This is a genomic window from Christiangramia crocea (assembly GCF_022410465.1).
Taxonomy (GTDB): domain Bacteria; phylum Bacteroidota; class Bacteroidia; order Flavobacteriales; family Flavobacteriaceae; genus Christiangramia; species Christiangramia crocea.
In genome coordinates, this window is record NZ_JAJSON010000023.1 from 89164 (window position 1) to 108772 (window position 19609).

Here is a 19609-nt window from a genome sequence, read left to right on the forward strand (position 1 = left end):
ATAGGCTTTAAAGATAAAAATTATTCCCTAGAAAAGATTCTATTTAAACATTATCGGGCAATACGTAAAAGTAAATTGAAATGAAGTGACTAAAAGTTCCCAAGAGAACAAAAATATGGAAAATAGCATGATTAAACGGGATCCTATGCTGCATAAAAAGGATGGCACCTATAGTATAGAAAATACCACCACCGAACAACCACCAGAGTCCGTCACCCGGCAAATTATCTATAAGAGGTTTAATGGCAAATACGATTATCCATCCCATCACCAAATACATTGTTGTGGAAAATAACTGGTAACGCCCCGCATAATACAATTTAAAGACAGCACCTGTAATCGCCATCACCCATATCACAATCAGTATGCTCCAGCCGGTAATTCCATTAAGAGTTACCAAGGCAAAAGGCGTATAAGTACCTGCGATTAAGAAATAAATAGACGCATGATCAAGGATGTTAAGTTTTATTCTTAAACGTTTTGATCTGGCACTGTGATAAAAAGTAGAAGCAGCATACACAAGTACCATGCTTGCTCCAAAAATGCTGAAACTTACAAGATGTTCTATTTCCCCCAGCCTCTCTGCCTTCAAAATAAGAAGGATCAGGGCCAGTATACTTAATACAAAACCTATCCCGTGAGAAATGATATTGAATTTCTCTTCTGCCGGAGGATAATAATGGCAAGGTAATTCTCTTTCCATATTTGGGAGGTTTTAAAGAAGGGGTAAAATTCGAGGGGAGTAACTTAAATTTACGAAGATCCTGTCTAAGATTCAAGCTAAAAATTTCTTAAAATATCTTTATAACCTTTGTTCTCCCGGGAAGGAAAGAAAAAAGAAATCACCAGTAGAAAAAGGAGTAAGTATCCGGTCTCTATTCAGGTATTTTTATAAGGGTTTCAACCCCGGAACCATCAGCCTTATTTCTTATCTCGAAGAAGTAATTATCATGATAGAGGTTCTTTAAACGATCGTTGATGTTGGTAAGCCCCACCCCTTTTTTCATCAATTCTGCGTGCGTCTGAGATATGGGCGCCCCATCATTCTCAACCTTTATCACAAGGTATTTACCTTCTTCGTATACCGATATTTTGATATTGAGATTAGTATGATCATAAGAGTATCCATGTTTTATAGAGTTCTCAATAAGTGGCTGTAAAAGAAGTGCGGGCACTCTTTTTACCAGTAAAGAATTGTCTATTTCCTTTGTGATCGTTAGATGGTCTGAAAACCGTACGTTGACGATATTCAGATAATATTCCAGAATTCTCAGTTCCTCATCCAGACTAATTCGGTTGCTATCGCTACTATAAAGTATTTCCCTCAGAAAATCACTGAGATCGGCAATAGTATCTTTTGCTTTCGCGGCATCTATATCTGTTAGAACAGCTATAGAATTAAGCGTATTAAATAAAAAGTGAGGTTGCAACTGGGACGAAAGCATTTTCATCCTTGTATTCACCAGCTGGGATTCAAGCTTGGAGTGACGTTTTTCAGCCTCTTTCACCTGCTTCAAATAATAGTAGGTATAAATAATAAAAACCATCGCAAAATAGATCAGGAAATTAAGATCTATAACATAAACAAAGGCATTAATACTCTTGCGGAGATCAAAATCTGCAAGGCTAACCCTTCCTGCGATTATAGAGTAGAAATCAAAAATCAAACGGATAATAAGCCCGATAAGAATTGAAAAAATAGTATGTATGGAAATGATCTTGACCCAGGAATAATTCTTGTTCAGGAACCTCTTGGTGCTAATAGCTATAAGGGTCATGTAACTCACTACGATGATATAATCGAAAAGGAGATTATGTACCAAAAAATCTGTCCAGCTAAAATAGTCTGGACTATCTCCAGGCATATAGTTGCGCATGTAGGCAACCTTGACAAGCAGAACAATGTCGAACATGAGATAAAAACCGGCCAGAAGCAGCACCAGCTTCAGGTCTATATACTTTCTTTTTAGTGTAGTGAGACTCATTTAGATTCCTATTTTTTCAAGAAATTCCTTTTTATGGGACTTACTTACATGAAGCAGCTTTCCATCGGTCATTTTGGCGTCTATCTCAGAATAATCAGAGTGTATTATTTCTTCTACATAATTGAGGTTAACAATGCTAGACCTGTGTATTCTTACAAAGACATTCTCATCCAGGATCTCTTCAAGATTATTAAGCGATTCTCTTAACACATGCTTTTTGGAGTTCACATATAACTCGGCATAATAGCCCGAAGCGATGATGTATAAAATATCCTTCGGATCTACCAAAGCTGTTTTATTTCCCTGTTTGACAGGAATTTTTGAAACTGAATTCAGTCTGGTTGAACCTTTTGAATACTCATGGAAAAATTCAATGAGACGCTTTTCAAAGTTAGAATCAGCCTCATTTTGGGTTGTTTTTAGCACTTTACTGATGGTTTTGAAAAATCTCTCATCCTTAAAAGGCTTGAGCAAAAAGTCAAATGCCTCCACATCAAAGGCTTTTAAGGCATAATTATCATAAGCAGTAACAAAGATCACTATTGGTTTGGGTGTTATCTCCACCTGTTTAAGCACTTCAAAACCGTTCATATCCTTCATATTGATATCCAGAAAAATAAGATCCGGCTTTTCAGAATTGATCTTCTTTATGGCAGTTTTGCCATTAGAACATTCACCGAGTATTTCTATTTCCTCTATTTCCTCAAGCAAGTTCAGAACCCTTTTTCTGGCCAGTTCTTCATCATCTATAACAAGTGCTTTCATAGTTTGAATTAGTATTTAATAACTGCAATTTAAAACTATTTGAACATAAAACTTATATTTTTAAAGCACTGGTATCCATACATGCTTAGGTCTTTTATAAATTATTCAAAAAGTATTCATCCAAAAAAAAGGCCATCAAAATTCAAGATTCTGATAGCCCCTGCTTAATTCAAATTATGTTTTACTTTAAAATCAATCTTTACTGGCAACACTGGTTCTATCCACAGCTCTTGGATCGAGTTTAATGTTCCGTGAACGATTACCATTTTCGATTTTGATTTTATACATTTCCTTTTCAAGCAATTCTCCCCTTCCTGAGGCTATATATTTATTTTCGGTCATATTCCAGCCCTTGTAAGCCATATACAATTCTCTTCTCATATCTAATGGCAAAACGATATTATTAAATTTTTGATAAGTTCTCACCAACTCTCCTTCCTTGTCGAAATCTGCCAATAGATATCCCTGTCCGCTTCTTATAGTTATATTATAGGAGTCATAATCACGGTCTCCGTAACTTGCGATAAAGTTCTGAATATCGAAATTCGCTTTCATAAAGGCTATAGGATCTTTAACAAATTCGCCTGCAGATGATTCATGTACAGTATAGGTAAAACTATTTCCATCCTCGGCAACTTCAACATCTAATGGAGCAAAACCAACTTTTGCCTCTTCAAGCTCTGTAATTTTCTGGGCGTGACCAATAGAGGTCGCAACGATTAGTAATAAAGAAAAGATTAATGTTTTCATGATGAATGATTTTAATAATGAATAATTTACTTCCTGTCAATTAATTGACCAATGATGATTATGATGCTAATTTACAGCAGAGTATCTCTTATTATTTCATAAAGATACCGGTAACTCATTTAGAGTAATAAAGAGACTAATTGTAGATTTAAAATTAAAGTTCAGAACTCGATGGCTTATAATTAGCAGGACAGATTATTTCACTTCACATAATAGGCCATTCACATCACGATATATAAATTTGAGAGCCTGAATGTCCCGGAACTTGCAGGCGAAGGCCTTTTTTGAATCGAAATTCCAAACTTTTAGAATATTTCTTGATATTTGAAACTATGAACATCTCCAGAAATATTGAGCAAATTTTCAAAAGACTCATTCCGGCGCCATTTACCCTGGCTGTTTTACTTAGCCTGCTTACAATTTTTATCGCTTTCTTTTTTACCGGTGAAAGAAATGCTGCATCAATGATAAAGATTTTGGGCTACTGGCAAGATGGAATGTGGAACCCTCCTTTGCTGGTTTTTGCCGTTCAAATGATGCTTATTCTTGTCCTGGGACATGTACTTGTACTGAGTAAACCTATGGCCTGGCTTACCCGGAAATTAACAGGTATCGTAACAGGTAATGCCAGCGCGGTAATTACTGTCTCGGTTTCTACCATGTTGGTCGCTTTCTTTAACTGGGGACTCGGGCTCATCTTTGGAGCCATAATGGCTCGTAAAGTTGGCGAAGCTGCCCGGGAAAGAGGTTTTGAGATCAACTACCCTCTTGTTGGTGCCGCGGGATATGTAGGGCTAATGGTGTGGCATGGAGGAATTAGTGGAAGTGCTCCTTTAAAAGCCTCTGAAAGCGGACATATAAACAGTCTTTTTTCAGGATCGGCAGCTAACGATCTCATTACCCGGCTACCAGATACGATTCCAACGGCCAGTACTATCTTTTCGGAATGGAACCTTATTATTTTTGGAATACTTTTGCTGTTTGTCCCCACCGTACTTTGGGTAGTTTCTAAAAGTACAGCTACCACCAAAATTGTGCTACCTGAGGAAAAAAGAGAGAAGAAGAATATTTTAATAGAAGGTGCTGAAAGACTGGACCATTCAAAATGGTTAAGCCTGTTTTTCGGAATGCTGCTAATGGCAGGCTTTTTAGCCAGCTACTATAACGACATTCTTACTGGCAACCTCACTCCTAATATGCTGAATTTTTTCATGCTGGCCCTTTGTATACTTTTACACCGGACTTTTGTTTCTTTTCTGAAAGCACTTGATGAGGCTATAGGAGGAGCGGCCGCTATCCTTATTCAGTTTCCCTTATATTTTGGCATTATGGGTATAATGAAGGAAACAGGAATAGTTGGTGATATTGCAGGTTTTTTCTCTTCAATGGCTACCGATGTAAGCCTGCCCGTTTACACTTTTTTTAGTGCAGGACTAGTGAATATTTTTGTACCAAGTGGAGGTGGACAATGGGCCATACAGGGTCCCATAGTTCTGGAAAGCGCATTAAAACTAGGAGTTCCACTGAATAAAGCAATAATGGCCTTTGCCTATGGTGACCAGATCACCAATATGCTTCAACCATTCTGGGCATTACCATTATTGGCTATCACCCGGTTAAAAGCCAGGGAAATTCTTCCCTACACCTTAATACTGATGCTGCTTGGCATTATCGTCTATGTAGGAGGCTTATTAATTATTTAGGCCGAGCCTTAAAGAATATTGTAAATCTATAACCGGAAATATTGTAAGGTTTATTTCTTACGGCTGCTTCTTATAACAGCAATATCCCTGGTATGCTTCTCAATGATCTTTTCCTGTTTTGCATTATCCTTCATCAGATATACAAGGATGGCTCCACCAATAACGATACAAACACCTACCATAATGTAGATTGAAATAGAATCCATAAATTAAATAATAAGAAGTAAAAAGTGTAGGGGGATCGCTAATATACGAGTATTCCTACAAGCACAAAAAGAGTTAATTCATTAATTAGCAAATAATTAACATTAATATATCGAATAGTAGAATACTTCCTGGGGGGACCAAACTAAAAACAGGAATTCTAAAATTCCTGTCTTTTAAAGATAAAATCTATAGTTAATACTGGTACTCCTCAGCTATATTTTAATCAAATTTTACCCATAATATATTTCCCATGATATGCATTTGCACCAATAAGATCATGTAATTCGGTAAGGTTATTTGGTGTAATATGTCCTTGTGCCAAAATTTCAATTTCATCTCCTGCCAATTGTACCATTTTCTTCAATATATCCGCTCCTTCGAAAGCATTAGATTTTCCTCCGGAAGTAAGTATGGTACTGATTTCTTTAATATTCAATAATTGCTTAAGAGATTCCACAGTATCTGGTGTACTGTCAATTGCCTTATGTATAACTACCTTCAGAGGATAAGCTTCTTTTGCCAATGATTTTATAGCTTCAATATTTAATGTATTGTCTTTATTAAGTATCCCGAAAACTACTCCTTCTACCCCAATCTTCTTACATAAATTTATACTTTCCCTCATTTGCGTTAATTCATCTTCGCTATAACAAAAATCTCCTGCCCGTGGTCTTATCATTACTCTGACAGGAATGTTAAGTGTCTCTTTAGCAGCTTCTATTAAACTCTTTGAAGGGGTGAGACCTTCTACGGCTAAATTAGAGCAAAGCTCTATTCTGTTAGCTCCCAACGCCTGAGAATTAATTGCCTGGTCCAAATTCTCAACACATGCTTCTTTTATAATTCCTTCCATTTTTATTCTTTTAATCAATATCTCTAATTATTAACTTCCTCCCTTTAAATAGTCCATATTAGTATAAGAAAACTAAGTAGGAACTTTACAAAGCGGGAACCTTTAAACCTGAATTCATTAATAAAACTGATATAAAAGCACTCATACTTTAAGCTTAATTATCAATGTCTTTTCCTTTATAAAAGTTTATCCCCCCTAAAGTCCATCTTTCCTTAAGTTCTTTAAGAGAACTTTGAAACCTGTCATAATTTTTATTTTTTCTTGTAGTCCAACCAACTTCTGCATAAGCTGCCAGTCTTGGAAATATCTGCTTTTCCATTTCGGGTACGGTAGGAATCCATTCACTCCACATTTGGGTGCCTGTACCCAGGATACGCGATTGATATTTAACATCAAGCCCTTCGGGAACAGGGTCAAATGCATAGGACTTTGATAAGGGTGTTCTATCGTACGTATAATCCAGATAAGTATCCCAATGGTTAGAGTTGACAACATCATAGCCTTCTTTAACGGCTCTATTAATAAGATCTAAGTCTCCCTTCCAGAAGTGCACGATTGCAGATTTTGCCAATTTTTGTTTTGTCTTGTTTGTATGCGGCTCCCTTTCTTCATGAATATCATCTCCTAATATTTCATTCCATCCCATCATACGCTTACCAGCATTATCAATATAATTGGACATTTGATTTGTGAAATAAATTTGCAAATCCACCGGAGATTCTAAATCCTTCTCCTTCATAAATCTATTTGCCATTTTCGATTCCTCCCAGGGCTTAAAATTCACTTCATCCCCTCCAATATGTACTACATTGTCCGGAAAAAGAGTGAAGACTTCATCCAGAATATTTTTCAGGAACTGTACCACCTCCGGATCAGCAATATTGAAGGAATCATTCATCTTCCCAAAGGTTACAGGAACCTCATTAGTAGTACCCAAAGATCCTAACCAGGGATATGCTGCAACTGCAGCCATTGCGTGGCCGGGCATTTCAATTTCCGGAACAATAGTAATATGTCTATTTTTAGCATATTCTATAATTTCCTTTATTTGTTCTTGTGTATAAAAACCTTCATGCGGTACACCAGTTCTCTCATCACTTCTACTTGATGTTTGAGTATCTCTTCGTCTGGACCCTATTTCGGTCAGCTTGGGATATTTCTTAATTTCTAACCGCCAGCCCTGATCATCGGTCAAATGCCAGTGAAAAGTATTCATTTTTAGAAGGGCCATTTGATCCAAAAGTTTTTTCACTTCCTGTGATCCTTTAAAATGCCTGGATTCATCCAACATAAAAGCTCTCCATGGAAACCTGGGTGTATCCGTGATCTGGAGAACTGGAACTTCAATTTTTTCATATTTCCCCTCATATTCAAAATCGGAAGGTAAAAGCTGACGCAAAGATTGAATACCGTAAAATATTCCTGAGGAGGTAGCTGCCTTTATTAAAATTCCATCTGGACTTACAGAAAGTACATAGCCCTCTTTTCCCAGCTGGCCCTGCAAATCACTTTCCATTATCAAGTGAATACCTTTCCCATCTTTAGAGATTTGTGGTTTATCGGCTAATCCCTTGCCTAAAAGATCAGCCAGAAAGCTTGCTTCATTTTGAAGGTTCTCAGAAGCAATAACATCTATCCCTTCTTTTAATGCAAAAGCACCTTCTCCGTATTCAATTTTGGAAGGTTGCGGAATAATTTGAACCGTTTCATTCGCAAAAACCGGATTATTTATTAGAGCAAAAAAGATGAAAATGAAATATGTGATATTCATAGGATATATGGTTATTTTAATACTGCTTTAATTTTTTATTCTCTGCTAAATAGTATACACTACTTCCCCAGCTTTAATGGTTTGTAGAATTTTTATTTTACCTGAGGTACGTTCAAAAATGATTAAGTCTGCTTTTTTACCCTCTTCCAAGCCATATAAATTATGTATCCCAAGTAGCTCCGCAGGTTTTAAGAATGCCATCTCTAGCGCTGTTTGTAACGAACTGATTTCAGAATTCACTAAATGATCTACACAAGTAAGAAGGGATTGGGCAGAACCCGCTAGCATTTTAGGATTCTCCTTCATATATAGTCTCCCTTCAGCATTCAATTCTATGGTTCCTCCAATATGACTGGAATAAGAACCTGGAGGCAAACCAGCAAATTTAGTGGAATCACTTACCAGAACGGTTTTTCCTTCTTTGAGTTTTATAAATACTTTTAACAAAGACTCAGGTAAATGAAATCCATCTGCTATTATTGTTGACCACAATTTTTCTGAAGCTAATTGTTCCCATATATAATTAGAATGACGCGGTAGCATTAGATGAGTGGCGTTACCCAAATGAGTAGATGCTCTTGCCCCTGCCTGTACTGCCTCCCTAATTTGTTCTGCACTGGCAGATGTATGGCCTATAGAAACCAGAATACCGGAAGATACACATTGCTTTATGAAACTTACCGATCCCGGCCACTCAGGCGATATAGTTATCAATTTAATCCGTCCCCTGGCTATTTTTTGCCATTTATTAAGGAGCTCCCAATCGGGAGCTTTTATATGTTTTAAAGGATGGGCTCCTCGAGGGCCATCCTCTGCGGATAAAAAAGGGCCTTCCAAATGGATTCCACCAATCGTTTTATTAATTATTGAATGTTTCTCACAAGCCTCTGCTATTGTTTCGAGAGTTGCACATATATTTTCATCACTGTTGGTGATTAAAGTAGGAAAATAACCAGTTATACCTTCTGCCCACAGTGATTTTGTAATACTCACAACCTGATCTACGCTTAACCCCTCTTCATTAAAATCAATACCCTTGAATCCATTAATTTGAAGGTCAACCAGTCCCGGACATATAATTTTATCGGTGTTTAGATCTGGACCCGATTTGATGAAACTTATTAAATCATTTTCGATACTTATTTCAACAGGTTTACCGGTTTTATAGTGAATTCCATTTAGCATTTTTCCCATTCATTTAAATTTTAATGATTCCTGTCTAAATTCATATGCAGTTTTTTAATCTCTGAAGGAACTTCCTTCTTATTAAATAACCCGAAAAAGAAAAATATTAATAATGAAACCAAAGTTGGACCACCAATTTCAATTGCAAGCGAATGAACAGTAAATAATTTAAGAAGAACAAATGTGGTTAATCCACCCAAAATAGAGGCTATTGCGGCCTTTCCATCACTTTTGGCAAAAGCTGGCAAAAGACCTAAAATCATAGGTATGGCAATTGGTCCTAATAAGGCGGCGAACCAGGAAATTATAAGACCAAAAACACCACCAAAATGACTAGAGTTTATCGCAGTTACAATCGTTAGAATGGTAAAACAGAGCGTGGTTATTCTGGCAAGGAGCAAACTCTTTTTACCTGAAAATTTTCTGATTTTCGGAAAAATGACAGGCAAAATATCCCGACTTATAACTGCGGATACTGTGTTTGAATCTGAAGCAGTCATAGAAAGCGTATTTGCAAATAGCGAGGCCAGAACAAGACCAACGAGGCCGTTAGGTAAAAATTCTCTTACCATAACGCCATAGGAAAGAGTGGGATCTGAAAGGTTTTTAAAAAATATAGGCGCAGCAAACATTGGGTAAAGTAAAATCAGTGGCCAGATAAAATAAAGCAGGGAAGATAGAATTGCTGCTTTTTTTGCAGTTTTCCCAGATGAAGATGAGATAAACCTGGTAGCAAGATTCCAGGTTCCTCCACTATAGCTAAAAAAGTTAATAATAAGAAGTACTATAGCAAAGACTACTGTATAGGGTTCGTTAAAAAAATTAGAGTGCTCAGGTGGTAATCTATCCCACATATTAAAGATCCCGTCAAAGCCATCGTCCAATTTTAAAATGATCATTACGAACATTGTCATGCCGGCCAGCAACTGAACTAAAAATTGCCCAAAATCGTTCCATACATCTGCCCACAGCCCCCCAATCGTGATGTAAATAAGGGAGACAGTACCCACAAGTAAAATTCCAAAAGTAATTGATGCCCCGCTAAAAACATTCAGTAGAACCGCGATTGCAGCCAGTTTTCCGCCGGTATCAAAAATTTTTATAACCGCTCCGGACCATGCAATAAGTTGTTGGGTAGTTAAATTATACCTTAACAGTAAATATTCAGTTGGTGACTGAATACCTGCATACAATCTAAGTCGTGACCATCTTGGAGCTATATAAAAAGCTGCAATCATTGTAGCAATCCCCACAGTAAATGCCCACCAGACATATAAGGTAAACCCGTGAGTATAAGCTATCCCTGCATAGGCAACAAACACGGCCCCACTATAGCCTGAAACGTGATGGGAAATCCCAGATAACCACCATGGCAATTTACCGCCTGCCGTATAAAAATCTGCTGAGTTTTTAACCCGAAAATAAGCCCAGCCGCCTATAGCCAGGAGCATTAAAAAATATATTGATAAGACAATCCAATCTAGTAATTGCATAGTTTAAATAGAATTAGGAACCTATTATATTTTAGAGTTTGAACTAATCAAATGCAGATAAGCTTGTGCATACCGGATACCAAGAATCCGCTGTGATTGCCCATTAAAATGAACATTATCTGATTTCGCCTTTAAGTCACCTGTATTTACAAGTGTCAAATTGGGATACTGATACGTGACCTCTTCAATTTTTTTGTTAATCATTTCCCATTTTTTTTCCTTATCTAATGAAAAAGATCCCAGTTCCCCACAAACAATTGGAAGGTTTTCTATTGTCGAGTAACTTCTGAAAAAATGAAACAAAGTCAATAATTTACCTTCATATCCCGGTATTTTTTCGAGGAAAGCATCACTTTCACCCTGGTGCCATAAAATTCCTTTCAGGGTCCCTTTCTCCTGTGCTAGACGCAGTTTCTTTTTGAAGTTACTTAACAGATTAACTCCGTGGAATTCCTTATCGTTCAACCAATAGTCAACAGAACTTCCTCCCATTGCAACAGGTACAAGTGCGATTGTTATATCCTTATCAACATTCTTTAGTAACTCATTGGCAAAGGATGTTCCCATATCTAACCCGGTTAATTCTGGTTGATATAAATGCAAGGGTTCCTTTGCTTCAATCCATTCTCCCTTATGATTCAATGCTATAATCCTTGGGTTAGAGAGAGTGTCTTCCGGCTCTACTAATCCCCTTCCGGCCATATTAGATTGTCCTGCCATCATAAAAACCCACAGGTTTTCTTTTTCCGGAAAACTATCTACCTTCTTGATCTCCTTTGGAAAGTTCTTTGTCCTTTCGTCTGATTGCCCTTGAAGATCATGAACCCAAACAGCAGTAAGTAAAAAAACGCTTAAAATAATTTTACTGAATTTCATTCACTCTCTATTTCAATTTCGCCAAGCGATTATATAAAACCTGGACGGGCTCTATTCTAATTTCATTTTGCTCTTCTATTTCAGCCTCATACAAAAAGCCTTTATTCAATTCAAAAAAACGTTTGTCTAATTCTTTTGCATCTTCAAAAACAGCCTCCAGATCTTCCAATAATTTAGGAGCCTGTTCAGTTGAAAAATTGGGGGAGTTGTATTTTGATTCAATTATTTTAAAGTCTAGATAATGCATCCTTAAATCTGCCATTAATTTAAAGTGTGCAAATTCCTTTTTATTTCTACTGGGTTTTAACTGGACTAACTGATCCCTAATGACTGAAAACTCCTTTTGCATCTGCTCAATACTTTCACTTTTTACCGGCTTCCCATTTTGAATTAACTCCATGGGTCTGGAAAAGAATTCCCATAGGATGTCCGCGTCTTCTTTACCTAAACCAAATCTTTTTCTGGCATATTCCTGGACAAAAGTCTCGGGATCGATAGGATCGGTAGAATTTAAGGCTTCCGCAAAACTTGCCATCAATATTCGGAAACCTGACAAAGGATAAGTATTCCTGATTTGCACCATATCTATAACATCGTAGCCCACATCCCAGGTAAACCCGTATACACCACTGGTTGACCAGGAGGTCATAATCATACCTTCATAATTGGATTTACGTGCATAAGGAATAAATTCCTTTTGATTTTTAAAATGAACCGGCCAGTTAGTACCATACCAATTGTCCGGGTGGCTTCGTAAAGCCGGTGCTCCCCAAAAAGAAAAGCCTAATTCCTGCAGGGAGGCTATATCTCCAAAATGATTTATTTTCCATCCATAGTTCCAATCTACGAATATTGTTTCTTCAGGTAGTTGTTCAGCAGCTTCAGGATATTTCAGAATAATATCCGCCCACATAACCGGTTTTTTTCCTAAATCGATTACGATTTGTGCTATAGTTTTCATATAGTCTACAAATAATTTAGATTTCCCCTCTTCTTCTACCTTTTTTTGACACTCCTCACAATGTCCTAAGAGGTATGTTTCATCTCCTCCTATATGGATATATTCAGAATTATGCAAAGCTGCTAAATCTGTAAACAAATCTTTAAAAAGAGAGGTGCTTTCGTCAATCTCCATGGGACAAAGCTGAGAGATATCCTTTCGATCTTCTTTTAAAAAACTATAGCGCGGATTTCTTAATATATATTCAACATGTCCTAAGCTTTGCTGCAAGGGAATTACCTGTATATCCAGACTTTCACAGTAAGAAATGAAATCTTTAATTTCTTCCCGGGTATATGAATATTCATTAGATATGGTAGCATGCTTATTAAAAGGGTAAGTCCCCTCCCACTCCATTACTAATGTATTCAATCCCAAACTGGATAATTCCCTGGCAAACTCCTTAAGAGCCTTTGGCGTCATTACTTGAATTCGTAAATCTAAATGAAAGCCCTTTACTTTGAATTCTTCATTATCTTTTTCAGTTGAGTATTGTGCAAAACCTTGCAATGCAAGTATTGAAAAAACACCTATCAATAAAAAAGTTTTTATTCTATATAAGATTTTCATAAACTAAATATTATCGTAAAACATTAAATTCCTTTTCTGATCTTTTACCAAAGGCAGCAACGTCTTTCGTCCCTGGGTTTTTTACTAATAAAAAAATATCCTTACCCGCATCAGTGAATTTTACCCCCGCACCTGTCTTTTTTGAAGAGTACTCCATTTGTAAGTCTATATAATTCGGGGCTATCACAAGAATTGAATGGACTACTCCATCCCCTTTAAACTTATATGAAGCCATGGGCGCGACAACATTTTCAGCTTTTTTACTTATTAAACCACTTCTGACTTCAACTTTCTCATATAAATCCCTGTTTGGAACTATTATCTTAAAGCTTTCATCTTTCCCTTGCCCGGATAAGGTTTTTTCATTTTCATTTATATGAACCTCAGGAAAATGTAATAACAATTCAAAATCATGTTCGTCTTCCGACTCAAAGCAGTCATGTAAGATAAAATACTTATCATCAACCAGAGCTACATTTCTATTCCATTGCACCCTGGAATTAACTTCTTCAAACCTTGGAGAAGTCATATAGCAAGCCTTAAATAGTTCTGTTTCCTCCAGATCTCTTATATGATTACCGGTTGTTCTTTTGGAGGTCCAAAGTACGTCAGTGGAAGTTTCAATATCAGTTTTTCCATCTATTAGAACCGTATTATGTGCTTCTGAAGTACGATACCATGTGACCAATTTTGGGTCATCATAATTGCAAACTCCACTATCTATTACAATTGGAGTGCCGTTATACCAGAGTGTAAAGCCTAACCTTCCGGCATGGGCATGAGCTCCAATCGTTTTTGCAGGATTTGCCGTGACATACCATTTTTCATTAGGCTTTTCAGAGCGTAAAACCGCCAACTGGGTCTCTGGCAAAAATGCTGTTGCACTTCCTTTGAGTGGACTACTAAGAATATCTTCTAAAACGGCTATGCTAGAACCAACCGGCATTTCGTAGGAATCATTTATAGGAGGCATAGTATTATCAGGTTGGGCAACCGTTTTAATAAAAGCACCCATTTGCTTTAACTTAGGCTTTAAATTTTCAGGAGCATTGAACTCATTGTTCATACTGAACAAATACATATCCCTAAAGATATGGGTCTCGAATGGATAATATCCAAACATTTGCTCCACATTTCCGCCGTCCTTATAAAATGCTTTATTTAGATGATGTGTTAGAATTGTAATTCCTGTTTCCTTAAGTTCACCAGCTTGTTTAAAATGAGGAAAAAATACTCCTAAATAGAGCATTGCCAGACCTCCATGTGCCTGATGATTAAATTCATTAAGCTTTTGTTTTCCAAACCACGTTAAAAGTACTTGCCCGTGATCTTTAAGGGAGTTTTCAATTAGATCTTTTTCCTGCTTATTTATTTTATTCTCAGTAAGATATAAACACCAGGTCCAATGTATGACCCTCCAGGCCGCCTGCATATCCCGCCAGTTATAATTTTTGGTTTGGGCATCGGGGGTAAGCGGGTTATCCTTAATCCATTTAGAAATATACTTCATCATGGTTTTTAAATAGGAACTATCCCCGGTTAAATAGAACATCCTCGCAAAAGAAGGAAGAAAATAAAACCTGTTTAGCCAAACACTTTTCTCTACCTGAGTATCTTCATAAACATCCCAGCCAATATTTACACCATACTCTTCTTCAATTAGTCCTTTATTAATTTTTGCTACAATTTCTTCGTCAACCTCCGTTTTGAGAAGTTCCATATGAACTAATTTACCACCCTGGTCCTTTGGTATCAATTCACCAATATTATATTTCTTCAAATACTTAATAAAGGGAAATTGTTTTTTAATTTCCGGGTTACTGATTGCAGAAGGACTATCTATACCTAAATGCTTTGCTAAAATTGGATTAATACAAAGTAGACCCAGTCCACCACCGGCAAGCAATTTTATTAGTTCCCTTCTATCCTTAATCATCGCTACCGGAGACATTTTGAAAGGCTGCGTTATCAAAGTAAAATTTACATTGTGGGTGTTTTCTTAGAATAGACGCCGGACAAGTCTCAGATATAGGACCGGTAAGGGTTCTATTCACTGCATCAGCTTTATTTTCGCCTATTACTATACAAAACAAATTCTTTCCAGCCATTAAAGTAGGGACAGTTAATGTAATTGCCTTTTTAGGAACTTTACTCAGGTCTTCAAAACAATCATCATTTACCTGTTGTTTTCTGCATAAATCATCTAATTCAACAGTTTTTATCACCTTTGAATCCTGAAAATCTGCCACAGGAGGATCATTAAATGCGATATGTCCATTTTCACCAATTCCCAGACAAACTATATCAATTGGTCCTTGATTAATCAATTTGGAATATCTTTCAATTTCCTGATGAACCGGAATATTGGGATTAATTGTATAAACTTCTTTTATATCCACCTTCGAAAAAAGATGCTCCTCAAGATATTTAGAAAATAATTGTGGAGCATCTGTTGGCAAATCCAGGTATTCGTCCATATTGAAAGCAACAATTCTATTCCAGTTAATCTCCGATGATTTTGACAGATACGCTAACATCGTATCCTGAGAAGGAGCTGCTGCAAAAATAATCCGAATGGTTCCCTGCTTTTCCTGTAATTTCAGGATACATTTCTCTATTGCCTTCCCGGCGGCTTCACCTGTTATTTTTTTTGTAGGAAAGACATTTACATCTTTCATTAAATCTAACATTTGCTTCATATCTTTCATACAGCAGATTAAATAATATGCTATTAATTTTGTAGGCAACTCCCTTCCATGAAGATCTCAAATATCATTTCTTATGGAAAGAAATATTGCAATAACTATAATATTGGGGTTTTAGTAGATCTCTACATGATCTATAATCATTTCGGCCTCCTGATTATCTGTAGGCTTTTTACCTCTGAATAACCAAAGGTTTATTTTAAGGCGTTCATCACTATCTGGTGGAATATCACTACCGGTATAAGTCCAGGTATTGATAATATCTTCAGTTTCCGGTTCCAGGGTAAACCCTCTGAAACTACCAAACTCGATCTTATCTGGTTGCCAATTAAAGAAATGGGTTGACTGGTCTGAATTTAATTCCAGGTCATACCTTACCTTATTCCCAGCCAAATAAGATGGCTGCACTGCAAATTGAGAATCAAGTTTTTCAGGATCAGACCATCTGGAAAATTCTATGTCAATTTCTTCTTCATCATTCTTATAAGTAAAAAGACCTCCTACTACATTTGGGTCCAGTTGATCCACCCTGTTTGCCACGTAAAAAACATATTTATTATGACCATAGGATCGCCTCAGGGTTACACCTGCACAATACCAGAGACCGCCTTTTTGAACGATTTTGAGATGTAAGCGCCCCTTTTCGTCCACCCATACATTATCCTCAGAATCTGAGAAATAATTAGGTCCTGGTCCCTGCTTTCCAGCACCTGAGGTTCTAACCACCCATTCATAACCAGAAAAATTAATTATGCGGGTAGTAGTTTCAACGGGTATTTCATCTGCTTCCTGAGATTGACTACATGCAACCATCAAAATAAGAATACCCGTTAAAACACCATGTATTAACTTTTGCTTCATACTAAATTTGAAATACATCCTAACTCTTTGGTCTATTCTATAGTAATTAGCACATCAAAAGGTTCAAGGTTTGAGCCCGCACGATCTCTAGCTGAAAGGACAACTTTATCCTCAGTTCCCGATCCATCGTTTATGTATAAAAGGTTCATAACCTTAACATCCTGTTGTGTAAATCTGTCTCCTACCTGCAGAATATCCGCTCCTCTTATTAACCATCCGTGTTGAGGTGTTTCTTCAACCTCAAATATGATGTCTTCAGCTGCTGCTCCAGAAACTTCAAGAACACTATTGCTAAAGGCATAAGCCTCACCGCTTCCTACTGCAAATCCTGTATTTGTAACAAATTCCAGGAAATTGTCTCCGGAAGCAATCGTAGCAATAAGCATAGGCATGTTAAAATCTGAATTCTCCTTTGAAGCAAACTCATCAGTTTCATCAGTTCCAGCCTCTCCATCCAACATCAAACTAACACGTTGTTTTCCCTGAAGATCATTGAAATAATCGGTGATGTTAAACTCAAAAGTATTTATCTTGGAAGTAGTCAGACTAGCTATGGGTGCCTCATTCTCGTCGGGTAAAGTCGCGTTATCAAAAGTTAAACTTGTCTCTTCCCATAAGGTATCATTTACTGAATATAAATCCAGACTTACCCCTTTAGCCCTGGTATATTTTACTGCTATTTCCAGTTTCATATCGGTTATCACCCCTTCTTCATCAAAATCCTTAAGGTCGAACATGAGAAAAGATTTTCTGTCATAGCTACCATCTCCGGTAACATTCTTAACTTTTAAAAGAGGATCATTACCAAAATTATTTCCCGATTGACTTCCTCCATTTATATAAGTATCATGAAGAGGGAAAATAGTATCTGTTTTAACAGATGGATCCGGAGGTGCTAAATCACCCACAGGTGCAGAAAAATAGACAATAGACGACACTACATGCATTGCACCATTAGATGGCTCTAAATTGGAAGTTACTATAGTCCATTGTTTGTTTGCTCCTTCGTTTACAATACCCTGAAAATTGCTATTATGTGATAAGAACATAGTTTGTCCGTTCTCCGTTTCATAAGCTATCGGGTTATTACTTTCCATAAGCTCCGGATCTGTGAATAACACAACATCGTTTACTATGTGGTATTTTAATGCATTACGCAAAATGGGCACCGGCACCTCATCCAGACTATTATAAGAATTGGCGTTAAGGTACTCAGTAAATGCATTATTAGTGGGTGCTATAAATGTCTTTGCCGAACCTGTCTCATAAAAATCTACAAGATCAGCACTTTTTATTGCCTGCTCAAGCATCACTAAAGAGTCGTGGCTCTGAATATATTCCCAGGCGGTAACTCCTAATTCTCCTGTGATACCGGATTTTTGATATTCAAAATCTTCCTGAATTTCACAACTGTAAAATATGCCTAAGCAAATTCCAATTAATGAAAATGTTATAATCTTAGTATTTTTCATCCTTTTTAATTTTTAATTGAACTCTCTGCAACCTTAACGGTCTCTATTGATAAAAAGAATTTTGTTCAAGGTTTGGGTTTCTGTTTAATGCATCTTCGTGAATAGGCCATACCAAATTACCCTCATCGTTCAAACCATTTATAGGTTGCATTACATCTATAGCTCTCCCTGTTCTTACGAGATCAAACCATCGATGACCTTCAAAAGAAAGCTCAATTAAACGTTCGTGCAAAATAGCAGATTCAACATCTCCATACATGGCCGTGGCCTCTGCCTCATCCAGTTCAGGTAAACCAGCCCTTTCACGAATAACATTTAATAACTCAAGAGCCTTTTCAGTTTCTCCTAATTTGTTTAGAGCCTCTGCCTTAAGAAGTATAATATCTGCCAAACGTATTAATACAATATTATTTGAAGAAGGGTCAGCGCTTTCATCATCAAATCCCTCTCCAAAAAATTTCCAAATTTTACGCGGCTGCTCTTCCGAGGTATCATAAATAAGATTTTTCCTGAGATCTCCATCTTCAAATGAATTTCTAAATTTATCACTAGGGAAATAATCACTATCTGAGCCTAATGCATATAACACACGTAAAGAATTGGTTTGAGTTTCATCGTATCCAACTTCAAAAATACTTTCGTTTGTATAACCCGTAGTAAATATTCGGGACCAGTCACTGATAGACATCAGAGAATACAAACTATTATTAAGTACCTTATCTGCGCTCTCGATGGCATTCTCATATTCATTCCTCAACATATAAACCTTGGTTAAAAGTGCATTTGCACTTCCCTTGGTAATCAATATTCTATCCTTTCCTCCCCCATAGCTATCACGAGTATTTTCTGCTGCAAACTGCAGGTCTGCCACTATCTGGTCCAGTACTTCTTCTTTATTTGTTCTTTCTACAAATAAATCCTGCTCCCCGCTCTCGTAAGGCTCAGTAATCAATGGAACATCCCCCCATATACGTACTGCATAAAAATAAGAAAGGGCCCGGAGTGCTCTGGCCTGGCCAACAAGCTGTAAACCAAACTCACCATCAGATACCAGAGGTATGTATTTAATTGCATAATTTGCCCGGCTAATGGTTTCATAAATAGAATTCCACCTTGCAGAGTTAATGGTTTTACTAAGTGTATTTTGCTGTAAAACCAATGGATCGCCGGAGTGGTTTGTATTCACTGCATCGGCGCGGCCTTCACCCCAGTATGCAAAATTTAAACGAAAGGTAGACTGAACGGCATCATAAATACCATACACACCTGCCTGAGCATCGCTGGTCGTCTTATAAAAACCCTGAGCAGAGAAACTGCTTACAGGTTCTTTGTCCAGAATATCCTGGGAACAGGAAAACACACTAAATAGGACGATTGTAAATAATATTTTTTTCATTTCTTTCATTTTTTTCA

Annotated in this window: 17 protein-coding genes; 1 reads left to right on the forward strand and 16 read right to left on the reverse strand. The window is 37.0% G+C overall.

Translation table 11 applies throughout. The features are described from left to right. Positions 1-43 precede the first annotated feature (43 nt). The 4 genes from trhA to LU635_RS10860 all read right to left on the reverse strand — a co-directional run bounded on the left by trhA (position 44) and on the right by LU635_RS10860 (position 3500). Positions 44-703, reverse strand: coding sequence for a PAQR family membrane homeostasis protein TrhA (gene trhA / locus LU635_RS10845; RefSeq protein WP_240099078.1), 660 nt, complete (start codon positions 701-703; stop codon positions 44-46). A 172-nt stretch (positions 704-875) separates the two neighbouring features. Continuing rightward, positions 876-1985 (reverse strand): sensor histidine kinase, encoded by a 1110-nt coding sequence (locus tag LU635_RS10850; protein ID WP_240099080.1) that lies wholly within the window; start codon positions 1983-1985, stop codon positions 876-878. Beyond that, the gene (locus LU635_RS10855; protein ID WP_240099082.1) at positions 1986-2750 is read right to left on the reverse strand and encodes a LytR/AlgR family response regulator transcription factor; all 765 of its coding nucleotides are present in this window, start codon (positions 2748-2750) and stop codon (positions 1986-1988) included. It lies immediately after the preceding gene. Between the two features lie 192 nt (positions 2751-2942). After that, positions 2943-3500 carry a hypothetical protein gene (locus LU635_RS10860; RefSeq protein WP_240099084.1) on the reverse strand — a complete coding sequence of 186 codons (558 nt, stop codon included), beginning with the start codon at positions 3498-3500 and terminating at the stop codon, positions 2943-2945. A 332-nt stretch (positions 3501-3832) separates the two neighbouring features. Between LU635_RS10860 and LU635_RS10865 the strand changes: the two genes are divergently transcribed. Then, entirely contained in the window at positions 3833-5203 is a 1371-nt protein-coding gene (locus LU635_RS10865) for a short-chain fatty acid transporter (RefSeq protein ID WP_240099086.1), read from the forward strand. 50 nt (positions 5204-5253) lie between these two features. Here the strand turns inward: LU635_RS10865 and LU635_RS10870 are convergent, their stop codons facing one another. The 12 genes from LU635_RS10870 to LU635_RS10925 all read right to left on the reverse strand — a co-directional run bounded on the left by LU635_RS10870 (position 5254) and on the right by LU635_RS10925 (position 19592). After that, positions 5254-5409, reverse strand: coding sequence for a hypothetical protein (locus LU635_RS10870; RefSeq protein WP_240099088.1), 156 nt, complete (start codon positions 5407-5409; stop codon positions 5254-5256). A 224-nt stretch (positions 5410-5633) separates the two neighbouring features. Beyond that, positions 5634-6263: a copper homeostasis protein CutC gene (locus LU635_RS10875; RefSeq protein WP_240099090.1), complete on the reverse strand. Its 630-nt coding sequence runs from the start codon at positions 6261-6263 to the stop codon at positions 5634-5636. A gap of 154 nt (positions 6264-6417) precedes the next feature. Continuing rightward, positions 6418-8034 carry a beta-N-acetylhexosaminidase gene (locus tag LU635_RS10880; protein WP_240099092.1) on the reverse strand — a complete coding sequence of 539 codons (1617 nt, stop codon included), beginning with the start codon at positions 8032-8034 and terminating at the stop codon, positions 6418-6420. 45 nt (positions 8035-8079) lie between these two features. After that, positions 8080-9228: an N-acetylglucosamine-6-phosphate deacetylase gene (locus LU635_RS10885; RefSeq protein WP_240099094.1), complete on the reverse strand. Its 1149-nt coding sequence runs from the start codon at positions 9226-9228 to the stop codon at positions 8080-8082. 11 nt (positions 9229-9239) lie between these two features. Further along, positions 9240-10712 (reverse strand): sodium:solute symporter family protein, encoded by a 1473-nt coding sequence (locus LU635_RS10890; RefSeq protein WP_240099096.1) that lies wholly within the window; start codon positions 10710-10712, stop codon positions 9240-9242. A gap of 24 nt (positions 10713-10736) precedes the next feature. Next, positions 10737-11588 (reverse strand): sialate O-acetylesterase, encoded by an 852-nt coding sequence (locus tag LU635_RS10895; protein ID WP_240099098.1) that lies wholly within the window; start codon positions 11586-11588, stop codon positions 10737-10739. A gap of 7 nt (positions 11589-11595) precedes the next feature. Continuing rightward, positions 11596-13158 (reverse strand): family 20 glycosylhydrolase, encoded by a 1563-nt coding sequence (locus tag LU635_RS10900; RefSeq protein ID WP_240099100.1) that lies wholly within the window; start codon positions 13156-13158, stop codon positions 11596-11598. Between the two features lie 10 nt (positions 13159-13168). Then, entirely contained in the window at positions 13169-15094 is a 1926-nt protein-coding gene (locus LU635_RS10905) for an alginate lyase family protein (protein WP_240099102.1), read from the reverse strand. Then, positions 15087-15866 carry a glucosamine-6-phosphate deaminase gene (locus LU635_RS10910; RefSeq protein WP_240099104.1) on the reverse strand — a complete coding sequence of 260 codons (780 nt, stop codon included), beginning with the start codon at positions 15864-15866 and terminating at the stop codon, positions 15087-15089. Before LU635_RS10910 ends, LU635_RS10905 begins: the two co-directional genes overlap by 8 nt. A 111-nt stretch (positions 15867-15977) precedes the next feature. Next, complete coding sequence (locus LU635_RS10915) at positions 15978-16724, reverse strand: glycoside hydrolase family 16 protein (RefSeq protein ID WP_240099106.1); 747 nt, start codon at positions 16722-16724, stop codon at positions 15978-15980. A gap of 32 nt (positions 16725-16756) precedes the next feature. Beyond that, the gene (locus tag LU635_RS10920; protein WP_240099108.1) at positions 16757-18196 is read right to left on the reverse strand and encodes a CBM96 family carbohydrate-binding protein; all 1440 of its coding nucleotides are present in this window, start codon (positions 18194-18196) and stop codon (positions 16757-16759) included. Positions 18197-18239: 43 nt separating this feature from the next. Then, positions 18240-19592 carry a RagB/SusD family nutrient uptake outer membrane protein gene (locus LU635_RS10925; RefSeq protein ID WP_240099110.1) on the reverse strand — a complete coding sequence of 451 codons (1353 nt, stop codon included), beginning with the start codon at positions 19590-19592 and terminating at the stop codon, positions 18240-18242. Positions 19593-19609: the final 17 nt, after the last annotated feature.

Bases quoted from the DNA above. Each gene is read 5' to 3' on its own strand.
- trhA (WP_240099078.1), bottom strand. From the start codon at position 703: ATGGAAAGAGAATTACCTTGCCATTATTATCCTCCGGCAGAAGAGAAA.
- LU635_RS10850 (WP_240099080.1), bottom strand. From the start codon at position 1,985: ATGAGTCTCACTACACTAAAAAGAAAGTATATAGACCTGAAGCTGGTG.
- LU635_RS10855 (WP_240099082.1), bottom strand. From the start codon at position 2,750: ATGAAAGCACTTGTTATAGATGATGAAGAACTGGCCAGAAAAAGGGTT.
- LU635_RS10860 (WP_240099084.1), bottom strand. From the start codon at position 3,500: ATGAAAACATTAATCTTTTCTTTATTACTAATCGTTGCGACCTCTATT.
- LU635_RS10865 (WP_240099086.1), top strand. From the start codon at position 3,833: ATGAACATCTCCAGAAATATTGAGCAAATTTTCAAAAGACTCATTCCG.
- LU635_RS10870 (WP_240099088.1), bottom strand. From the start codon at position 5,409: ATGGATTCTATTTCAATCTACATTATGGTAGGTGTTTGTATCGTTATT.
- LU635_RS10875 (WP_240099090.1), bottom strand. From the start codon at position 6,263: ATGGAAGGAATTATAAAAGAAGCATGTGTTGAGAATTTGGACCAGGCA.
- LU635_RS10880 (WP_240099092.1), bottom strand. From the start codon at position 8,034: ATGAATATCACATATTTCATTTTCATCTTTTTTGCTCTAATAAATAAT.
- LU635_RS10885 (WP_240099094.1), bottom strand. From the start codon at position 9,228: ATGGGAAAAATGCTAAATGGAATTCACTATAAAACCGGTAAACCTGTT.
- LU635_RS10890 (WP_240099096.1), bottom strand. From the start codon at position 10,712: ATGCAATTACTAGATTGGATTGTCTTATCAATATATTTTTTAATGCTC.
- LU635_RS10895 (WP_240099098.1), bottom strand. From the start codon at position 11,588: ATGAAATTCAGTAAAATTATTTTAAGCGTTTTTTTACTTACTGCTGTT.
- LU635_RS10900 (WP_240099100.1), bottom strand. From the start codon at position 13,158: ATGAAAATCTTATATAGAATAAAAACTTTTTTATTGATAGGTGTTTTT.
- LU635_RS10905 (WP_240099102.1), bottom strand. From the start codon at position 15,094: ATGATTAAGGATAGAAGGGAACTAATAAAATTGCTTGCCGGTGGTGGA.
- LU635_RS10910 (WP_240099104.1), bottom strand. From the start codon at position 15,866: ATGAAAGATATGAAGCAAATGTTAGATTTAATGAAAGATGTAAATGTC.
- LU635_RS10915 (WP_240099106.1), bottom strand. From the start codon at position 16,724: ATGAAGCAAAAGTTAATACATGGTGTTTTAACGGGTATTCTTATTTTG.
- LU635_RS10920 (WP_240099108.1), bottom strand. From the start codon at position 18,196: ATGAAAAATACTAAGATTATAACATTTTCATTAATTGGAATTTGCTTA.
- LU635_RS10925 (WP_240099110.1), bottom strand. From the start codon at position 19,592: ATGAAAAAAATATTATTTACAATCGTCCTATTTAGTGTGTTTTCCTGT.